The 13,807-nt window shown below is 37.9% G+C and carries 18 protein-coding genes; 15 read left to right on the forward strand and 3 right to left on the reverse strand.

All coding sequences use genetic code 11. The features are described from left to right. The first annotated feature begins 19 nt into the window (after positions 1-19). The 8 genes from M3600_RS21150 to M3600_RS21185 all read left to right on the forward strand — a co-directional run bounded on the left by M3600_RS21150 (position 20) and on the right by M3600_RS21185 (position 8,128). On the forward strand, positions 20-928 hold the full coding sequence (locus M3600_RS21150; protein ID WP_251647459.1) for a LysR family transcriptional regulator: 909 nt from the start codon (positions 20-22) through the stop codon (positions 926-928). Positions 929-1,290: 362 nt separating this feature from the next. After that, complete coding sequence (locus M3600_RS21155) at positions 1,291-1,614, forward strand: hypothetical protein (RefSeq protein WP_233314998.1); 324 nt, start codon at positions 1,291-1,293, stop codon at positions 1,612-1,614. 691 nt (positions 1,615-2,305) lie between these two features. After that, the gene (locus M3600_RS21160) at positions 2,306-2,965 is read left to right on the forward strand and encodes a suppressor of fused domain protein (RefSeq protein WP_251647461.1); all 660 of its coding nucleotides are present in this window, start codon (positions 2,306-2,308) and stop codon (positions 2,963-2,965) included. Between the two features lie 160 nt (positions 2,966-3,125). Continuing rightward, a complete protein-coding gene (locus tag M3600_RS21165; protein ID WP_237942986.1) occupies positions 3,126-4,040 on the forward strand; it encodes a DoxX-like family protein in 915 nt (304 codons plus the stop codon). Between the two features lie 3 nt (positions 4,041-4,043). Beyond that, positions 4,044-4,652: a DUF4166 domain-containing protein gene (locus M3600_RS21170; protein WP_233315001.1), complete on the forward strand. Its 609-nt coding sequence runs from the start codon at positions 4,044-4,046 to the stop codon at positions 4,650-4,652. Continuing rightward, positions 4,621-6,195: a YndJ family protein gene (locus M3600_RS21175; protein WP_251647463.1), complete on the forward strand. Its 1,575-nt coding sequence runs from the start codon at positions 4,621-4,623 to the stop codon at positions 6,193-6,195. The genes M3600_RS21170 and M3600_RS21175 overlap by 32 nt, the downstream gene beginning before the upstream one ends. Before the next feature lie 168 nt (positions 6,196-6,363). Continuing rightward, a complete protein-coding gene (locus tag M3600_RS21180) occupies positions 6,364-7,548 on the forward strand; it encodes a YhgE/Pip domain-containing protein (RefSeq protein ID WP_233315003.1) in 1,185 nt (394 codons plus the stop codon). Positions 7,549-7,591: 43 nt separating this feature from the next. Continuing rightward, the gene (locus M3600_RS21185) at positions 7,592-8,128 is read left to right on the forward strand and encodes a PadR family transcriptional regulator (protein ID WP_251647465.1); all 537 of its coding nucleotides are present in this window, start codon (positions 7,592-7,594) and stop codon (positions 8,126-8,128) included. 50 nt (positions 8,129-8,178) lie between these two features. On the opposite strand, the gene M3600_RS21190 is transcribed toward M3600_RS21185, so the two are convergent. Next, entirely contained in the window at positions 8,179-8,382 is a 204-nt protein-coding gene (locus tag M3600_RS21190) for a hypothetical protein (protein WP_251647467.1), read from the reverse strand. Between M3600_RS21190 and M3600_RS21195 the strand changes: the two genes are divergently transcribed. From M3600_RS21195 to M3600_RS21210, 4 genes are all read left to right on the forward strand, one after another. Beyond that, positions 8,383-8,604, forward strand: a complete 222-nt coding sequence (locus tag M3600_RS21195; protein WP_251647469.1) for a PTS system mannose/fructose/sorbose family transporter subunit IID — start codon at positions 8,383-8,385, stop codon at positions 8,602-8,604. It abuts the gene before it with no gap. A gap of 34 nt (positions 8,605-8,638) precedes the next feature. Then, positions 8,639-9,280: a copper homeostasis protein CutC gene (locus tag M3600_RS21200; protein WP_396953834.1), complete on the forward strand. Its 642-nt coding sequence runs from the start codon at positions 8,639-8,641 to the stop codon at positions 9,278-9,280. Between the two features lie 211 nt (positions 9,281-9,491). Next, positions 9,492-9,653, forward strand: a complete 162-nt coding sequence (locus M3600_RS21205) for a Fur-regulated basic protein FbpA (RefSeq protein ID WP_233315006.1) — start codon at positions 9,492-9,494, stop codon at positions 9,651-9,653. Beyond that, positions 9,650-9,778, forward strand: coding sequence for an FbpB family small basic protein (locus tag M3600_RS21210; RefSeq protein ID WP_233315007.1), 129 nt, complete (start codon positions 9,650-9,652; stop codon positions 9,776-9,778). Before M3600_RS21205 ends, M3600_RS21210 begins: the two co-directional genes overlap by 4 nt. A gap of 45 nt (positions 9,779-9,823) precedes the next feature. Here the strand turns inward: M3600_RS21210 and M3600_RS21215 are convergent, their stop codons facing one another. Then, a complete protein-coding gene (locus M3600_RS21215) occupies positions 9,824-10,864 on the reverse strand; it encodes a HAMP domain-containing sensor histidine kinase (RefSeq protein ID WP_251647471.1) in 1,041 nt (346 codons plus the stop codon). Then, entirely contained in the window at positions 10,861-11,535 is a 675-nt protein-coding gene (locus M3600_RS21220; RefSeq protein WP_233315009.1) for a response regulator transcription factor, read from the reverse strand. The genes M3600_RS21215 and M3600_RS21220 overlap by 4 nt, the downstream gene beginning before the upstream one ends. Before the next feature lie 164 nt (positions 11,536-11,699). Between M3600_RS21220 and M3600_RS21225 the strand changes: the two genes are divergently transcribed. The 3 genes from M3600_RS21225 to M3600_RS21235 all read left to right on the forward strand — a co-directional run bounded on the left by M3600_RS21225 (position 11,700) and on the right by M3600_RS21235 (position 13,667). Then, positions 11,700-11,918 (forward strand): hypothetical protein, encoded by a 219-nt coding sequence (locus M3600_RS21225; protein WP_233315010.1) that lies wholly within the window; start codon positions 11,700-11,702, stop codon positions 11,916-11,918. A gap of 199 nt (positions 11,919-12,117) precedes the next feature. Continuing rightward, positions 12,118-13,062, forward strand: coding sequence for a ring-cleaving dioxygenase (locus tag M3600_RS21230; protein ID WP_251647473.1), 945 nt, complete (start codon positions 12,118-12,120; stop codon positions 13,060-13,062). Continuing rightward, positions 13,062-13,667: an alpha/beta hydrolase gene (locus tag M3600_RS21235; protein ID WP_233315012.1), complete on the forward strand. Its 606-nt coding sequence runs from the start codon at positions 13,062-13,064 to the stop codon at positions 13,665-13,667. Before M3600_RS21230 ends, M3600_RS21235 begins: the two co-directional genes overlap by 1 nt. The last annotated feature ends 140 nt before the right edge of the window (positions 13,668-13,807 follow it).

Here is a 13,807-nt window from a genome sequence, read left to right on the forward strand (position 1 = left end):
CTTATAAGGAGGAGTTAAAATGAACCTTCACGGATTAAGGCTGTTTCATCATGTAGCTAGTGTTGGCAGCTTTACTAAAGCTGCTGAAATTCTGCGGATCAGTCAGCCAGCTGTTTCTAGCCAAATAAAGCAATTTGAAAGTGAACTAGGAATTCCTTTGTTTCATAAGAATGGAAAAAAGTTTACGATAACCCCATTTGGAGAAACGTTAGCGCAAAAAGCAGCGTTGTTTTTTGCTCATGAAAAACAACTAGAACAATTTGTGCAAGACTATAAAACAGCGAAAAAAGGACGGCTTCACATTGCTGCAACCTATCTGCCTGCTAACTTCTTAATCCCGCAATGGGCAGCAGCATTCAAAGCAGATAATGAAGAGGTAGAGATTAGTATTACGACGAGAAATTCACAGGATGCTTTTGGTGAATTGATTCATTATAAGGCGGATATAGCCATGTATGCAGGCGGAAGGGAAGAGCAAATGGAGGAAGTAGAGTGGCGGGAGCTTTTTCAGGATGAGATTTGGTTCGTCGTTTCCCCGCAGCATAGGCTTGCGAACTGTACGGTATCACTTGAGGATGTTATGAAAGAGCCTTTTATCATGAGAGAAGCAGGGAGCTCAACAAGGGAAAGACTCTTTTCCTTATGTCAAACACATCGGGTAACGCCGCCAAAAATTGCTTTGCAGTTTACAGGCTTAAATGAGGCTGTCCGTTCTGTTATGACAGGCTATGGCGTTAACTTTGTGTCCTCGCTAGTTGTTAAGGAGTATGTGAAGACAGGACAGCTTGCGAGGGTGTTTGTTGAAGTAGCGCCAATAAAGAATATTATTGCCATTTGTACACGCAAAGGCGAGAATCTTCCTCCCGTAGTAAAGGAATTTATTCGCATATGTATGGAAAGCAGCAAGCACAATGATGCAAAAAAATAGATGTAGGTATGAAGAGACGCGAAGAAAGTCTCAATTTAAAATAGGGACAAGCAGTAGTGAATAGCCAGGGAAGGGAACTGGCAATACTGTAAACAAAGCTAATAACCCCTCCAAAATACAAATCCCAATAAAATTTGCAGCACTCCTAAAAAGCCTAATAAAGTTCAAATAGAATAGGAATATTTTCGCCAATTAATTAATATATTTAATTCTGATAAGGATATTATGTGGTTTTTCCTTTTTGTGGTATTGAAAGGGGGGATGTGTTGCAGGAAAAAATAAAGCTTAGCCCGAGTCGTCTATTCGCACTTACGCCAAGGAAACTTTAGGACACTCTTCGTTGTCACGGAGGTGATTTAAACATGAAGAAGGTGCTTCTGTCCATTTCTAATTTTCTCTACGGCGGGTTTGTATTGACTGCCATGTTTGAAAATTTTAAGCGGATTCGCGATGGATTTGTAGACGGAACTGTTTCATTCTCCAAAACGCCAATTTTGGATATGGTTCAATTCTTAATGGACGACTGGGCATACAAGTGGTTAGCAATCTGGGCTGTTGTTGGGCTTATCCTTTATTTTCTGCACGCCAATACAGAAAGAAAGAAAAAAGCCGAAGCCGCAGACAAGGAACGCTTATTTCGTTGGTTAGACGAATACCGAAATAAACAAAATAAAAAAAGCAAATAACCAATTATTTCTTTAACGCACATTCGCGCCAACGAATGTGCTTTGCTTTTTATATACTATGATACTCTTAATAAAAAATGACTGATTAAACTCAATAAGTTCAAGCATAGATTTTGCTTGTCTAAAGTAAAGCATAACTTATCAAAAGGGCTCTGAACAAGCGATATAATTAGTTTTCCCAAGCTGCACAAAGAATATTCAGCACGGAATCTTTAAAAAAATCTTTGAAAATATGAATCTAGATTTTTTTATATCCATATATTGGATGTAAATGCTAAAATGGTAAGTACAGATTAAAATAATATTCGTTTGGGAGGGAGTTTATGCCATAGTAATGTTAACAAAGCTAGTATTTATTACGAACTTGTTGAAGTGGCATTCCTTTTTTATGATTCATGGATTTCTCCAGATTATTAACGCATAGAAGGGTTTACGAAGCCTGTATTCGTGCGCAAACAGACGGGTGGGTGTCATCCTTTGCTTGCTTGGGACTGGAGTTAACAATTGCATAATATGAAATCAATTGTTCTGAGGAAATGCTTGTTACGGTTTTAGTATCTGAGAGGAAGCTTTGTAAAACTGGATCCCAGCAGGACATTATTTACAAAAAACCTATACGGAAATTTTCACAAGTATTATCGAGAATATGGCTTAATAAAATGAGGGAATCCCAGGAAGGAGTTTAAATACAATGGATAAACAAGAATATAAAAGATTGGCAGCTGAACAAGAAGATTGGGCACCAGGGTGGGATGCTATTGATGCTGTATTTGAGAACCTGTATCCCAATCAGGAACCCTCGCATTTTGGTACAGACCTGCACGCAAGAGCGATTTTTGGCGGTGATCAATATTTGGACGGTTATAGTATTTACGAATCGTCTCATGGATACAAACATATCGTTACATACGGCATGACAGAGCTGTATACAGACACAGAGGCCTTTGGAGGGGAGTGGAGTAAATGGGGCTATGAAATGACGATGAAATTAAACGAAGACACTCTTGATGATTGTATGTGGTCACTTGATATGCTCTCCAATCTAGCTCGCTATACATTTACACAACAGCGTTTTTTTGAACCGCTCCAATATATTGCTGGGAATGGAACTTCCATTCATATCGGAGTAGAATCCGATATTACAGCATTATTAGTCGTACAAGACACAGAAGCGGTTGGGATGGACACTGTTCATGGCAGGGTGGATTTTCTTCAATTGGTGGGAATAACTGAAAAAGAATTAGAGGTACTGAAAGAGGATCATGCGAGAGCAGCTGAGCTTGTTGCAAAAATGAAGCGAGACAATCCCCACTTAGTAACAGATATGAAAAGGAAGCACTCTTATTTATGATAACAAGCTGTCTAACAGGCAGCTTGTTTCTGATGAAAGAGGAAAAAATTTCAAGAAGTCCTTTATAAAATAGTGAAAGCTGATATAATGGCATTATAACGGAGGAAGATTTTTGTTAATATATTTTGTGAAATAAATCACATAAACTAGAGGTAGTGTTATGAAACATAAACCAATATATGTAGAGCTTCCAATTAAAGCCGACCTAAAAGAGGTATGGAAGAAAACACAAACACCTGAACTGCATGAGCAATGGGATATTCGGTTTTCTTCCATTTCATATTTGCCGAAAGATACCGAAGAAGAACCGCAGTTCTTTCTATATGAAAGGAAAATTGGCTTTGGTGTAAAAGTGGCAGGGTGGGGAAAAAGCGTTGGGGATCATAATAAACAGGACGGTACAAGAACATCCTCCCTTCATTTTGGTACAAACCAAAAAATTTCTCCCATTAAGGAAGGAAAGGGATACTGGCAATACCTACCCACCGATGAAGGGATGATATTCTTAACACAATATGATTATGAAATACGTCAAAAAGGACTGTTTGGAAGGATGGTTGATTTCTTTTTTCGACCGCTAATTGGCTGGGGGACTGCCTTAAGTTTTGACGTATTAAAGCGGTGGCTCGAAAAGGGAGAATTGCCAAGGCTCCAATACTTACGGTTTTGCTGCAGTGCACTTATTACAGCACTATTCTTTCTAGTTTGGGTTTATCAAGGTCTAGTGCCAAAGCTATTAGCGATGCATTCTGCAGAGCTGACAATACTATCCCACTTAACTTCTATCGAAGGAGAAAAGGTTCGACTGCTATTGCGGCTCATTGGAGCTGCTGAAATAATGTTTGGTGTAGTTTGGCTAGTATACCGCAAAAAGACTGTATTGCATGCACTTCAATTAATTATTTTCCCTATATTAACAATGTCTGCAGTGATTGCAGACCCGTCGATTATGACACATCCCTTTAACCCGCTAACATTTAACTTGAGTCTGTGGATTTTATCATTTGTAGGTTTTCAGCTTGGAAAAGATTTGCCGACAGCTGCTAACTGTATCCGTACTAGAAGGAAGGGTTAGTCAATGATTTATAAAGAAATTTTAGGTGAAGAGTTCAACAGGCTGCATCCAAAACTGCAAGAACGCTATTCGATTTCACTACAACATCCGTTTCATGGCAGGGGAACAATGCTGTCCATCATAAGCGGAAAAAGCTGGCTCAAGCCCTTTTTAAAATTGGCCGTGCGTTGGAAGTTTCTTTTCCCAGAAGAGGGAAGCAATATTCCATTTACGATACGAAACACTGCAAAACAGCTTCCAAATGGAGAACAAGAAATCTATTGGGAGCGGACCTTTTATTTTCAACATGTTACTAGACAATTTAACGCGTTTATGACGATTGATGCAAAACGAAGGATTGTAAAAGATTATTTAGGAGAACCGAACTTGTTTTACTCTGATTTAAAATTCATTGTTACCCAAGAGGGGAGCTTACAGATTCAATCTGGAGCTCAGCGCCTTCTGCTAGGAAAATGGGAAATTCCTATACCTAAGCTTTTTGAAGGAAAAGTAACGGTTATGGAGGGGTATGATGATATCAACGACGTTTATACGATTCAAGTTCGTATCCACAATCCGATTATAGGAAGGTTGATGGCTTATGAAGGCGGGTTCACATCTGAACAGCTCTAACACTTTAATAGTTGGTGGAGTTATTTTATTTCTGACAAACTGTTTTTTGACAACTGAGCCATATATTTTGTTATTGACTGCAGCACAGCAAATCCTTGTACCAATGACACTTCAGTTGATAATGGAACTAAACAAGAAGCAGATTATTTTTATCTGGACAGGGCTTTTTTCTGTACTTTTACTGCAAGTTATCACTATACATACTGGACAAATGATATTATCTATAATTTACTTACTATTTACGCTTACAGTAGCATTGTCAGGTGTACGTCGTTTTTTAAAACGCGGTTTTGTAAACTGGGCGGAGATTTCAATTGATATAGGAATGATGTATCTGTTTATGGGGGGAATTTGGTTTTTCATTCATATAAACGGGATTAATACTGGTTTTAGTCACATGCTCAACTGGCTGACAGCAATACACTTTCATTATTCTGCATTTATACTGCCAGTATCGATCGGTTTATTTGGCCGAATTCATACATCCAAACTTTATAATATCCTCGTGCCGATAATATTAGCTGCACCTATGTTAGTAGCTGTCGGTATTACGTTTTGGCCGCTGCTTGAATTTATATCTGTTATTTTCTATATTTTTGGCATTTATGGATTAATTTATTTAGCGATGAAAACAAAATTCCCTGCCTTTCTGCAAGGATTACTCATTCGTATTTCTTATAGCTCACTTGGTGTTACTATTCTATTTTCTCTTATCTATTCAGTAGGGCGAGCCTTTGGAAAGTGGTATGTGACATTGGATTTTATGCTCATTTTTCATGGTTTAGTGAACTGCCTGTTATTTGGACTGCTAGGAATAATTGGCTGGGCAATTCACCTGCCGAAAACGAAACAGCCTGCTTGGAGCTTTCCAGTCAGCAACATAAGGGGACAATTAACCCCAGAAAATACAGCCAAGTCTGGGCTCGTCGATGATTTAAGCATGTTTGTGGACATAAGAAGATTACCGCCGATGATTGTTGATTTTTATGAGCATACAGACAAATACCGGTTGTTTGCGGCAGTCCATTGGGCAGGCTGGTTCAAGCCGCTACTATTAATCTATAAGCCTGTCAGTAGATTAATTCAGCAGTTAAATCTTCCTGTATCGAAACAAGTAGTGGAAATGAATGGGACAATTCTAAGCGTAAATGAAGCTTTAGATGGCAGAAACTCTCCGAGGGCATGGATACGTAAAGTCAATGGCCGTACTGTTTTCACTGCTATATACTCCAGCCATAAAACGCAAGGAAGAGCCTATATGAATATAGCGCTCCCTCTTCCGTTCTCAACCATGATAGGCATATTAAAGCTCGATTGCATTACAGACACTCTTGAGTTATCAAGCACAGGGGGCGAAGATCCGGGTATATATTTGGCAATTGGTACATGGCTGTTTAGGCTACCGCTATCTGAAAACTTTGTAATTGAACAAACAACAAAAAGAGAACTTACAGCGATTCATAAAATGAAGCTGTTTGGTGTTCCTTTTTTGAAAATCGAATATCGGATTATAACGAGAGATGAAGCTAAACAAATAAACTAGTTAAAGAGGCTAAAACTACTAGCCTCTTTTTTATATGCTTTTAAAAAGCTTGTCATCGTACAAGAATTTCTTAGTTGACAGCAAATGAATAATACCATAAAATGATGAAATACTTTATTAAAAGTACTCAAATTTGAGTACTTCAATTTTTATAAGGGGATGTAATCTATGAAATTTAAGCAATTTTTAAAAACAAGGGGAGCAATTGCCGCAATATTCATGGGGATTTTCTATGCGATTGCGATGCTTGGTATCTTTTTGCCAGGGTATTCAGCAATCCCAGGAAATGTAGATAAATTGCCGATTGCTATTGTTAATGAAGATGCCGGCGAATATGGTGCACAGATTGCAAGTCAGCTAGAGGAAAATCTGCCATTTAAAGAAATTGAAACAGACTTGTCTAACAGTCAGGCATTAGAGGACTTAGAGAAAAATGACTTAGCATTAGTTGTTCATATACCAGAAACATTCTCTGCTGATTTACAAAAAGGGGAAGTTTCATCAAGCATTGATTTCACAATTAATGAAGCAGGAGCAACAACTGTATCGTCAACGATGAACTCAGTAGTTACTCAAATCAATAATCAACTAAGCACACAATTCTCTCAGCAAACAGCTCAAGGAGTACTAATGAACTTTAATGTTCCAGAAGACCAGGCAGCAGAATTAGCGAATAAAATCGAAACAGCTTATACAGGGAATGTTGTCTCGATAAATGAAATTCCAGACGGGATGAACAATAATATGCTGCCGATGTTTTTAACAATGGCAGGCTATGTTGGGGCAATGATTGGTGCGATGCAGCTTGTAGCTGCTTTTAAAGCGAGCCGTGGTAAAGCAAGCAAAACGAGGTTATTTGCTTATGTACAATCTACTGCATTATTAATTGCCGTAGTTTCTTCACTAGTCGCAGCAGGAATCGCTTATTTAGTGAACCAGCCTAGCGGTGACTTATTCTTTGGTTTATTAGGACAACAAATTTTAAACTATATGGTTTGCTTCAACTTCACAGCGATTTTAATTTTCTTAGTAGGAGAAGGCGGGATGATTCTCAACTTGCCAATTCTTTTAGTCCAAACACTAGCAAATGGTGCCACAATACCACGTGACATGATGTACTTGCCATATGAATGGATGAGTCATATTTCACCAATGTATTACTCTGTGCAGGCATACTTTGCAAATATGTATGGAAGCATCAGTCCAAGTCCATATATTTGGTCAATGGCAGTAATTGGGGCAGCAGCAATGCTAATTAATATTGCTATCGTCGCATTTGTTCACAAACCTGTACCACTTGAAGCTCAAGAAACAGAAGCAGCATCAAAAAATGGGGCTGAAATTACAGCTTAAGTTTGCTAGAATAAGGATAATTAGCCTTTAAGGAGCTTAAATAATGTCCATTCAAATATTTATCTTAAGCAGATTGATGGAGGGTAATAATTATCCTTATAAAATCAAAAAACAGCTGTCAGCACCTATTCCCCTTGATCAGCTTGTCGGATTGACAGAAAGCAAGCTTTACTATCATTTCGAATCGCTGGTTAAGCAAGGATTAATTGAGATAGTTGAAATTATTAAAGAGGAACACAGACCAGATAAACAAGTCTTCGGTATAACAGATAAAGGTCGCGAAGAATTGCCGAAGAAAATTTACAAGCTCTTTGAAAATGCCGATGCCATTACCGATATGCTTGTAGGTTTATCGAATTTGAAATACGTAGAACGAGATAAAATCATTTCGATTTTAGAAAAGAAGCTCGTCAGCTTCACAACGCGCTGGGAAGAAATTAAGACATTTGATAATGTCGACTTCTACCCAGATAAAGAAAAACTGTTGAATTTTATCAGCGGGTATTACTCAACAAGAACAGAACATACCATTCATTGGATGGAAGAGCTTATAAACAGGTTAAAGAATGAGGAAATATAAGAGTACAAGCCGGAATTTGATTCTGGCTTGTTTTTTTGTTGGCTGTGTTCTCACTGATAAATGGAACTAGTGTTAGAGTTTTTAAGAAAAATGGAGATAACTGCAAGAATAAAGAAAGGAATAGCAGTGATTCCGTATGCAGCACCTTCAAAGCCTCTTATACACTTAAAGCCGATGAAGAACAAAATAATGGATAGAACAGACCCTATAATACCGATGATATAGCTGCTGATGATTTTAATACGATACTCCATATGGGTGAAGTTGAAGTTATACTTGGAATGGATATTTTTAAAACAGGTGATGTAGAATTAAATATTCAAGAAACAATGGACCAAATTATGCCGATGATGGTTCCTGCCCTTTTAGTATGTGTCATTTACTGGTTGTTAGGAAAAAAATACTTCAACTCTACTAGAGCGATTCTGTCTATTATTGTTTTAGCAATTATTTTGAAAGCTTTAGGTATAATGTAAGTGATGTGGTCAAGCAATTTAGGAGGAATAAAAGGTGAAAGATGTGATTAAGGAGTTTTGTGCTGAGAACTTAACGAATATTCCTGCTGCTATTAAAGCGGGAGCAAAGAGGATTGAGCTTTGTGATAACTTAGCTGTTGGCGGGACTACTCCTTCTTATGGGGTAATTAAAAAAACGGTTGAGCTCGCTCATCATGCTGGTGTTAAGGTTATGACAATGATCAGACCTCGAGGTGGGAATTTTGAATATAGTAGTGCAGAGGAAGAGATGATGGCTGCTGATATTCAAGTCTGTTTGCAACTTGGTTCGGATGGAGTCGTTTTTGGCTGTTTGAAGAATGGTTGGATTGATGAAGAGTTGACTGCCCGTTTAATTGATTTATCAGCAGGTATGGAAATTACTTTTCATATGGCATTTGATGAACTGGCAGAAGAGGACCAATTTAGAGCTATTGATTGGCTTGCGGCAAGAAAGGTTGCTAGAATTTTGACACATGGCGGCAGCCCTGAACAAACAATAGAAGAAAACTTTCCTCATCTTAAAAAGTTAATCGAATATGCAGCAAATCGAATCATCATTTTACCAGGTGCAGGCATAAATTATCAAAACGTAGAAGGTGTATTAGACGCTTTGCAGGTGGAAGAAGTACACGGAACGAAAATAGTAAAACTATGATCCTCATTTCTAAGGGAAGAGAACCGGTTGTTTAAGCACCTAACTCATAAGTATAAGCCTTCATTCTAGAGCTGCCATGTGCAGCTTTTTTATTTAACTAGAATTGTAAGAATTTTATAAATTTACGGTGTAAAAGTTGAATTTTTTTCATCTATCCAGTATGATGATAATGAGAATGAAAATTATTATCAATTAGAGGAGGATGTTTCCTTTGTCTATATGGAATAACGCAGTTGAAGTCAGAAAGGCTTTTATTATAGATCAATTATTAAACATCGGTATTTATAAGAAAGAAAATGTCCAGTTATATGAGCTTAGTCTTAGTGAATTGGAAAATGAGTATATGATACATATGGGGAGGAAGAAGCGGTGAGAAAGAAGACCTTTAAAGAACTAGTGAATGAAAATAAAAAAATGATTTTAGAGGATCGTAAATCAGTGGAGCTAATTTATAAGAAGATTGACGATAAGCATATGCAGCCTCAGCCTCAAAAATGAAATAAAGCCGATAATTTTCATATTTGAAATTATCGGCTTTTCTGTTTAACATTTTGGCAGGCTTACTGTGAATTTACTGCCTTCATTTATTTCACTTTCGACAGAGATGTCACCGCGGCAAAGCTGGATAATCCTCTTTACAAGTGATAATCCAAGTCCATTTCCTAGCTTTGAATGAGAGATGTCACCTTGATAAAATTTATCGAAAATGCGTGCTTTCGTTTCTTCGTCCATGCCGACTCCTTCGTCTTGAATGGAGAACTCGATTTTGTCCGCCTTGATAGCCAGCATAACATGTATAAAGCTGCCGTTATGGGAGAACTTAATGGCGTTATCAAGCAGGTTAACCCAAATCTGCTGTGTTAAATCTTCGTTGCCGCAATATGTTACTTCATCCAATTCCACATTTATGCTGATGTCTTTACTAGACCATTTTGGTTCCATTAAAACGATAGCTTTTCTTATTTGTTCATCCAGTCTAAACGGCTCTTTATCAGAAATAATTTCGAGATTTTCATATTTAGACAATGTAAGAACATTCGTAGACAAAGCTGCTAACCGCTCTGATTCGGTCATGATAATATCAAGGTATTCTTGCCGCTCCTCTTCGGGCAAATTATTTTCTTTCAAGAGCTTGGCAAAGCCGCGAATGGATACAATCGGGGTTTTGAACTCATGAGAGAAATTATTGACGAAATCACTTCTCAAAGTTTCGATACTGGAAAGCTCATAGGTCATTTTATTGAAGCTTTGTGACAGTTCCTCTAATTCACCAATCCCTTTTAAATTAACCTTTACGGAGAAATCACCGCCAGCAACCTTATGGGTCGCATCAATGACCTTCCGGATTGGATTTAATGCTTTTTTACTGAGAAAAGCAGTTAGGGAGGTTCCAAGGAGGATGCAAAACCCTACAAATCCAAAGAAAGGAAGTGCTTTTGTCATATCACTATGTTTTACATAGCCGATATAGTTTAAAAAAATCGTAATCGCCAATGCTATAACAAACGTTGCTAAAAATACGAAAAAGACAAAAATCACTAATGTAATCGCAAGGCTTAAACGTTTCGTGAAAAAATCCTTCATGCTTTTTTCACTGCCTTGTAGCCAAGGCCCCTTACGGTGATAATATCAAACTCTGTCCATTCCTTAAACCTGTCCCTCAGGCGGTTAATATGTACATTAAGAGTGCGGTCATCTGTGTCTGACTCCATTCCCCAAATTTCATCCATCAGCTGCATGCGAGTGAAAATCATATTCGGATAGGACAACAGCTTAAATAAAAGATAAAACTCCTTAGGTGGCAGTGTGATTACTTCAGCCCTTCTGGAAACGGTCAATGCATCATAATCAAGAATAACCTCTCCGACTGCGAGCTTATGTTCACTCGCAATTTGTGCTCTTCTAAGCAAGGCTTTAATGCGGAGAATCATCTCCTCCTCATCAACTGGCTTTGTCATATAATCATCTGTGCCGGCAAGAAACCCTTGCTTTTTATCGTTTGGCTCCTGCTTTGCTGTTACCATTAAAATCGGCAAATGCTCCCATGCAGCTCTAAGCTGTTTTGTTAATTCATAACCGTCCATATTTGGCATCATTAAATCAAGCACCACTAAATCAACATGCTGTTTATCCATAAAGCGAAGTGCTGCAATGCCATCTTCTGCAGCGTATGCGTCAAACCCATACTGCTTAAGTACAGCACACATCAGCTTTCTTGTATTTTGGTCATCTTCTACAACTAATATTTTAAACATAACCTTAGCGCCTCCATATCACTATTATGACATAAATAATTTTAACGAAGAAATGTAAACTGAAAATCAATTTATTCCTACACTAAGTTTATATTGAGTTTACTTTCCAAGGATATAGTAGAAACACAAATAAAATAATGTATATAAACAGGGGGAAAGTGTAAGTGTTTTATTCCATATTATTCAGTTATTATGAGGTAAGCGGGGAAGAAGAACGGCTGATTGAGGAGCATAAGCTGCATATAACAGATAATAAAGAGAGTTTAGAGGCATTATTGAAGCAGCTTAATTATCACTTTATTGGAAATGATGACTTATGGGGGTTTCGCAGCAATAATTTTATGGGCATTGCCGAAATTATTTCCTTTACAGAGAGGGAGTAATCTGTAAAGGAATGGCAAAAATCTTTTTTATTTTATATTGACACTTATGGAAATATAGCTTATTATTATCTTGTATTCAAGATAATTTAATTCGAAATATTTTTTTAAATTAATATCTCGAATTCGAGATATTTGAAGACTTCCTGGATTTAACATAAAAGCCTAAAAACCAATAAATTGTGGAAGGCGGAAAAAGACAATGTTGAAAACATTAGGTATTCACCATATAACAGCAATGGTAAATGATGCTCAAAGGAATATAGATTTTTATGCAGGCGTGCTCGGTTTAAGACTTATTAAGAAAACAGTCAATTTTGACAGACCAGAGGTTTATCATCTTTATTTCGGCAATGAGACAGGAGACCCTGGTACAGTTATTACGTTTTTTCCTTGGGAACAGCAGCTCAAAGGCAGAATAGGAACAGGTCAAGTCGGTGTCACTAAATATATTATTCCAACCGGGTCAAGTGCCTTTTGGGAAAATCGGTTAAGCAGCTTCGAAGTCGAATTCACTTCATTTGTACTCTTTGGAGAGAAAACAATCAAGTTCAGTGATCCAGATGGACTGCAGCTGGAGCTTGTCGAAAGAAGTGAAGGACCAGTAAATACTTGGAGTACTGATGAAATAGCAACTGAAAATGCAATAAAGGGCTTTGGCGGAGCGGTGTTATATTCTGCTCAGCCTCATAAAACAAAGGCAGTGCTTGAAGATATATTAGGCTTAGAATTCGTCGGCCAGCAGGAAGAAATTCTAAGATTCAGATCAGCAGGGGACCTTGGGAATATTATTGATATTCAGCTCCATCCATCTATACGCGGATTAATGGGTGCAGGTACGGTTCATCATATTGCTTGGAGAGCGAAGGATGAAGCAGAACTGTTAGAATGGAGAGCTCTACTAGAGGAAAAGGGCTATTACCCAACAGAAATACGGGACCGTAATTACTTTAAAGCATTGTATTTTCATGAAGAAGGCGGCATTCTTTTTGAAATAGCAACAAATCCGCCAGGCTTTACAGCAGATGAACCTATTGACACGCTCGGAAGCAAGCTGATGCTGCCAGAATGGCTGGAAGCTAAAAGAGAAGAATTGGAACAGACATTACCAAAAATAGAGATACGTTCTTTAGGAGGAGATAAATAATGAAGCATATATTTAATAAAGGAACCAGTCCTGAAAGACCAACATTATTAATGCTGCATGGCACTGGAGGAACAGAATTAGATTTGCTTCCACTTGCCGGTTTAATGGATGATCAGGCATCTGTATTAAGTGTTCGTGGAAATGTATCGGAAAATGGCATGCCAAGATTCTTCCGAAGACTGGCAGAAGGTGTTTTTGATGAAGAAGATTTAGTATTCAGAACAAATGAATTGAATGCATTTCTGGATGAGGCAGCAGTTAAATATGGGTTCGACCGCCAAAATATTGTCGCAATCGGCTACTCTAACGGAGCTAATATTGCAGCAAGCTTATTGTTTCACTATAAAGACGCATTAAAAGGTGCTATTCTTCATCATCCGATGGTGCCAAGAAGAGGCATTGATTTGCCAGATCTCTCGGGGAAATCTGTCTTCATCACAGCTGGAACGAATGATCCAATCTGCTCCCCATTGGAGTCTGGTGAGCTCGAGTCACTGCTGCAAAAAGCAAATGCCGACGTTGAAATGCATTGGGAAAGCCGCGGCCATTCCTTGACAGCAACAGAAGCAGAGGCTGCATCTCGCTGGTATAAAAAAGTCTTTTAAGCGTTTTTCCCGCATTAAGTCTGATAAGTCTTCTTATCGGACTTTTTTTCGTGTATGAAAAGCTTAAAATAGTTAAATTAATACAACAAATGATGCAAACAGCAGAATATCGATTATAATAATAGATAACTTATAAAGAT

The sequence above is a fragment of the Niallia sp. MER 6 genome, assembly GCF_023714395.1.
Taxonomy (GTDB): Bacteria; Bacillota; Bacilli; order Bacillales; family Cytobacillaceae; genus Niallia.

Bases quoted from the DNA above. Each gene is read 5' to 3' on its own strand.
- M3600_RS21175 (WP_251647463.1), top strand. From the start codon at position 4,621: ATGAAGGCGGGTTCACATCTGAACAGCTCTAACACTTTAATAGTTGGT.
- M3600_RS21160 (WP_251647461.1), top strand. From the start codon at position 2,306: ATGGATAAACAAGAATATAAAAGATTGGCAGCTGAACAAGAAGATTGG.
- M3600_RS21215 (WP_251647471.1), bottom strand. From the start codon at position 10,864: ATGAAGGATTTTTTCACGAAACGTTTAAGCCTTGCGATTACATTAGTG.
- M3600_RS21170 (WP_233315001.1), top strand. From the start codon at position 4,044: ATGATTTATAAAGAAATTTTAGGTGAAGAGTTCAACAGGCTGCATCCA.
- M3600_RS21165 (WP_237942986.1), top strand. From the start codon at position 3,126: ATGAAACATAAACCAATATATGTAGAGCTTCCAATTAAAGCCGACCTA.
- M3600_RS21155 (WP_233314998.1), top strand. From the start codon at position 1,291: ATGAAGAAGGTGCTTCTGTCCATTTCTAATTTTCTCTACGGCGGGTTT.
- M3600_RS21180 (WP_233315003.1), top strand. From the start codon at position 6,364: ATGAAATTTAAGCAATTTTTAAAAACAAGGGGAGCAATTGCCGCAATA.
- M3600_RS21150 (WP_251647459.1), top strand. From the start codon at position 20: ATGAACCTTCACGGATTAAGGCTGTTTCATCATGTAGCTAGTGTTGGC.
- M3600_RS21190 (WP_251647467.1), bottom strand. From the start codon at position 8,382: ATGGAGTATCGTATTAAAATCATCAGCAGCTATATCATCGGTATTATA.
- M3600_RS21185 (WP_251647465.1), top strand. From the start codon at position 7,592: ATGTCCATTCAAATATTTATCTTAAGCAGATTGATGGAGGGTAATAAT.
- M3600_RS21235 (WP_233315012.1), top strand. From the start codon at position 13,062: ATGAAGCATATATTTAATAAAGGAACCAGTCCTGAAAGACCAACATTA.
- M3600_RS21195 (WP_251647469.1), top strand. From the start codon at position 8,383: ATGGGTGAAGTTGAAGTTATACTTGGAATGGATATTTTTAAAACAGGT.
- M3600_RS21230 (WP_251647473.1), top strand. From the start codon at position 12,118: ATGTTGAAAACATTAGGTATTCACCATATAACAGCAATGGTAAATGAT.
- M3600_RS21220 (WP_233315009.1), bottom strand. From the start codon at position 11,535: ATGTTTAAAATATTAGTTGTAGAAGATGACCAAAATACAAGAAAGCTG.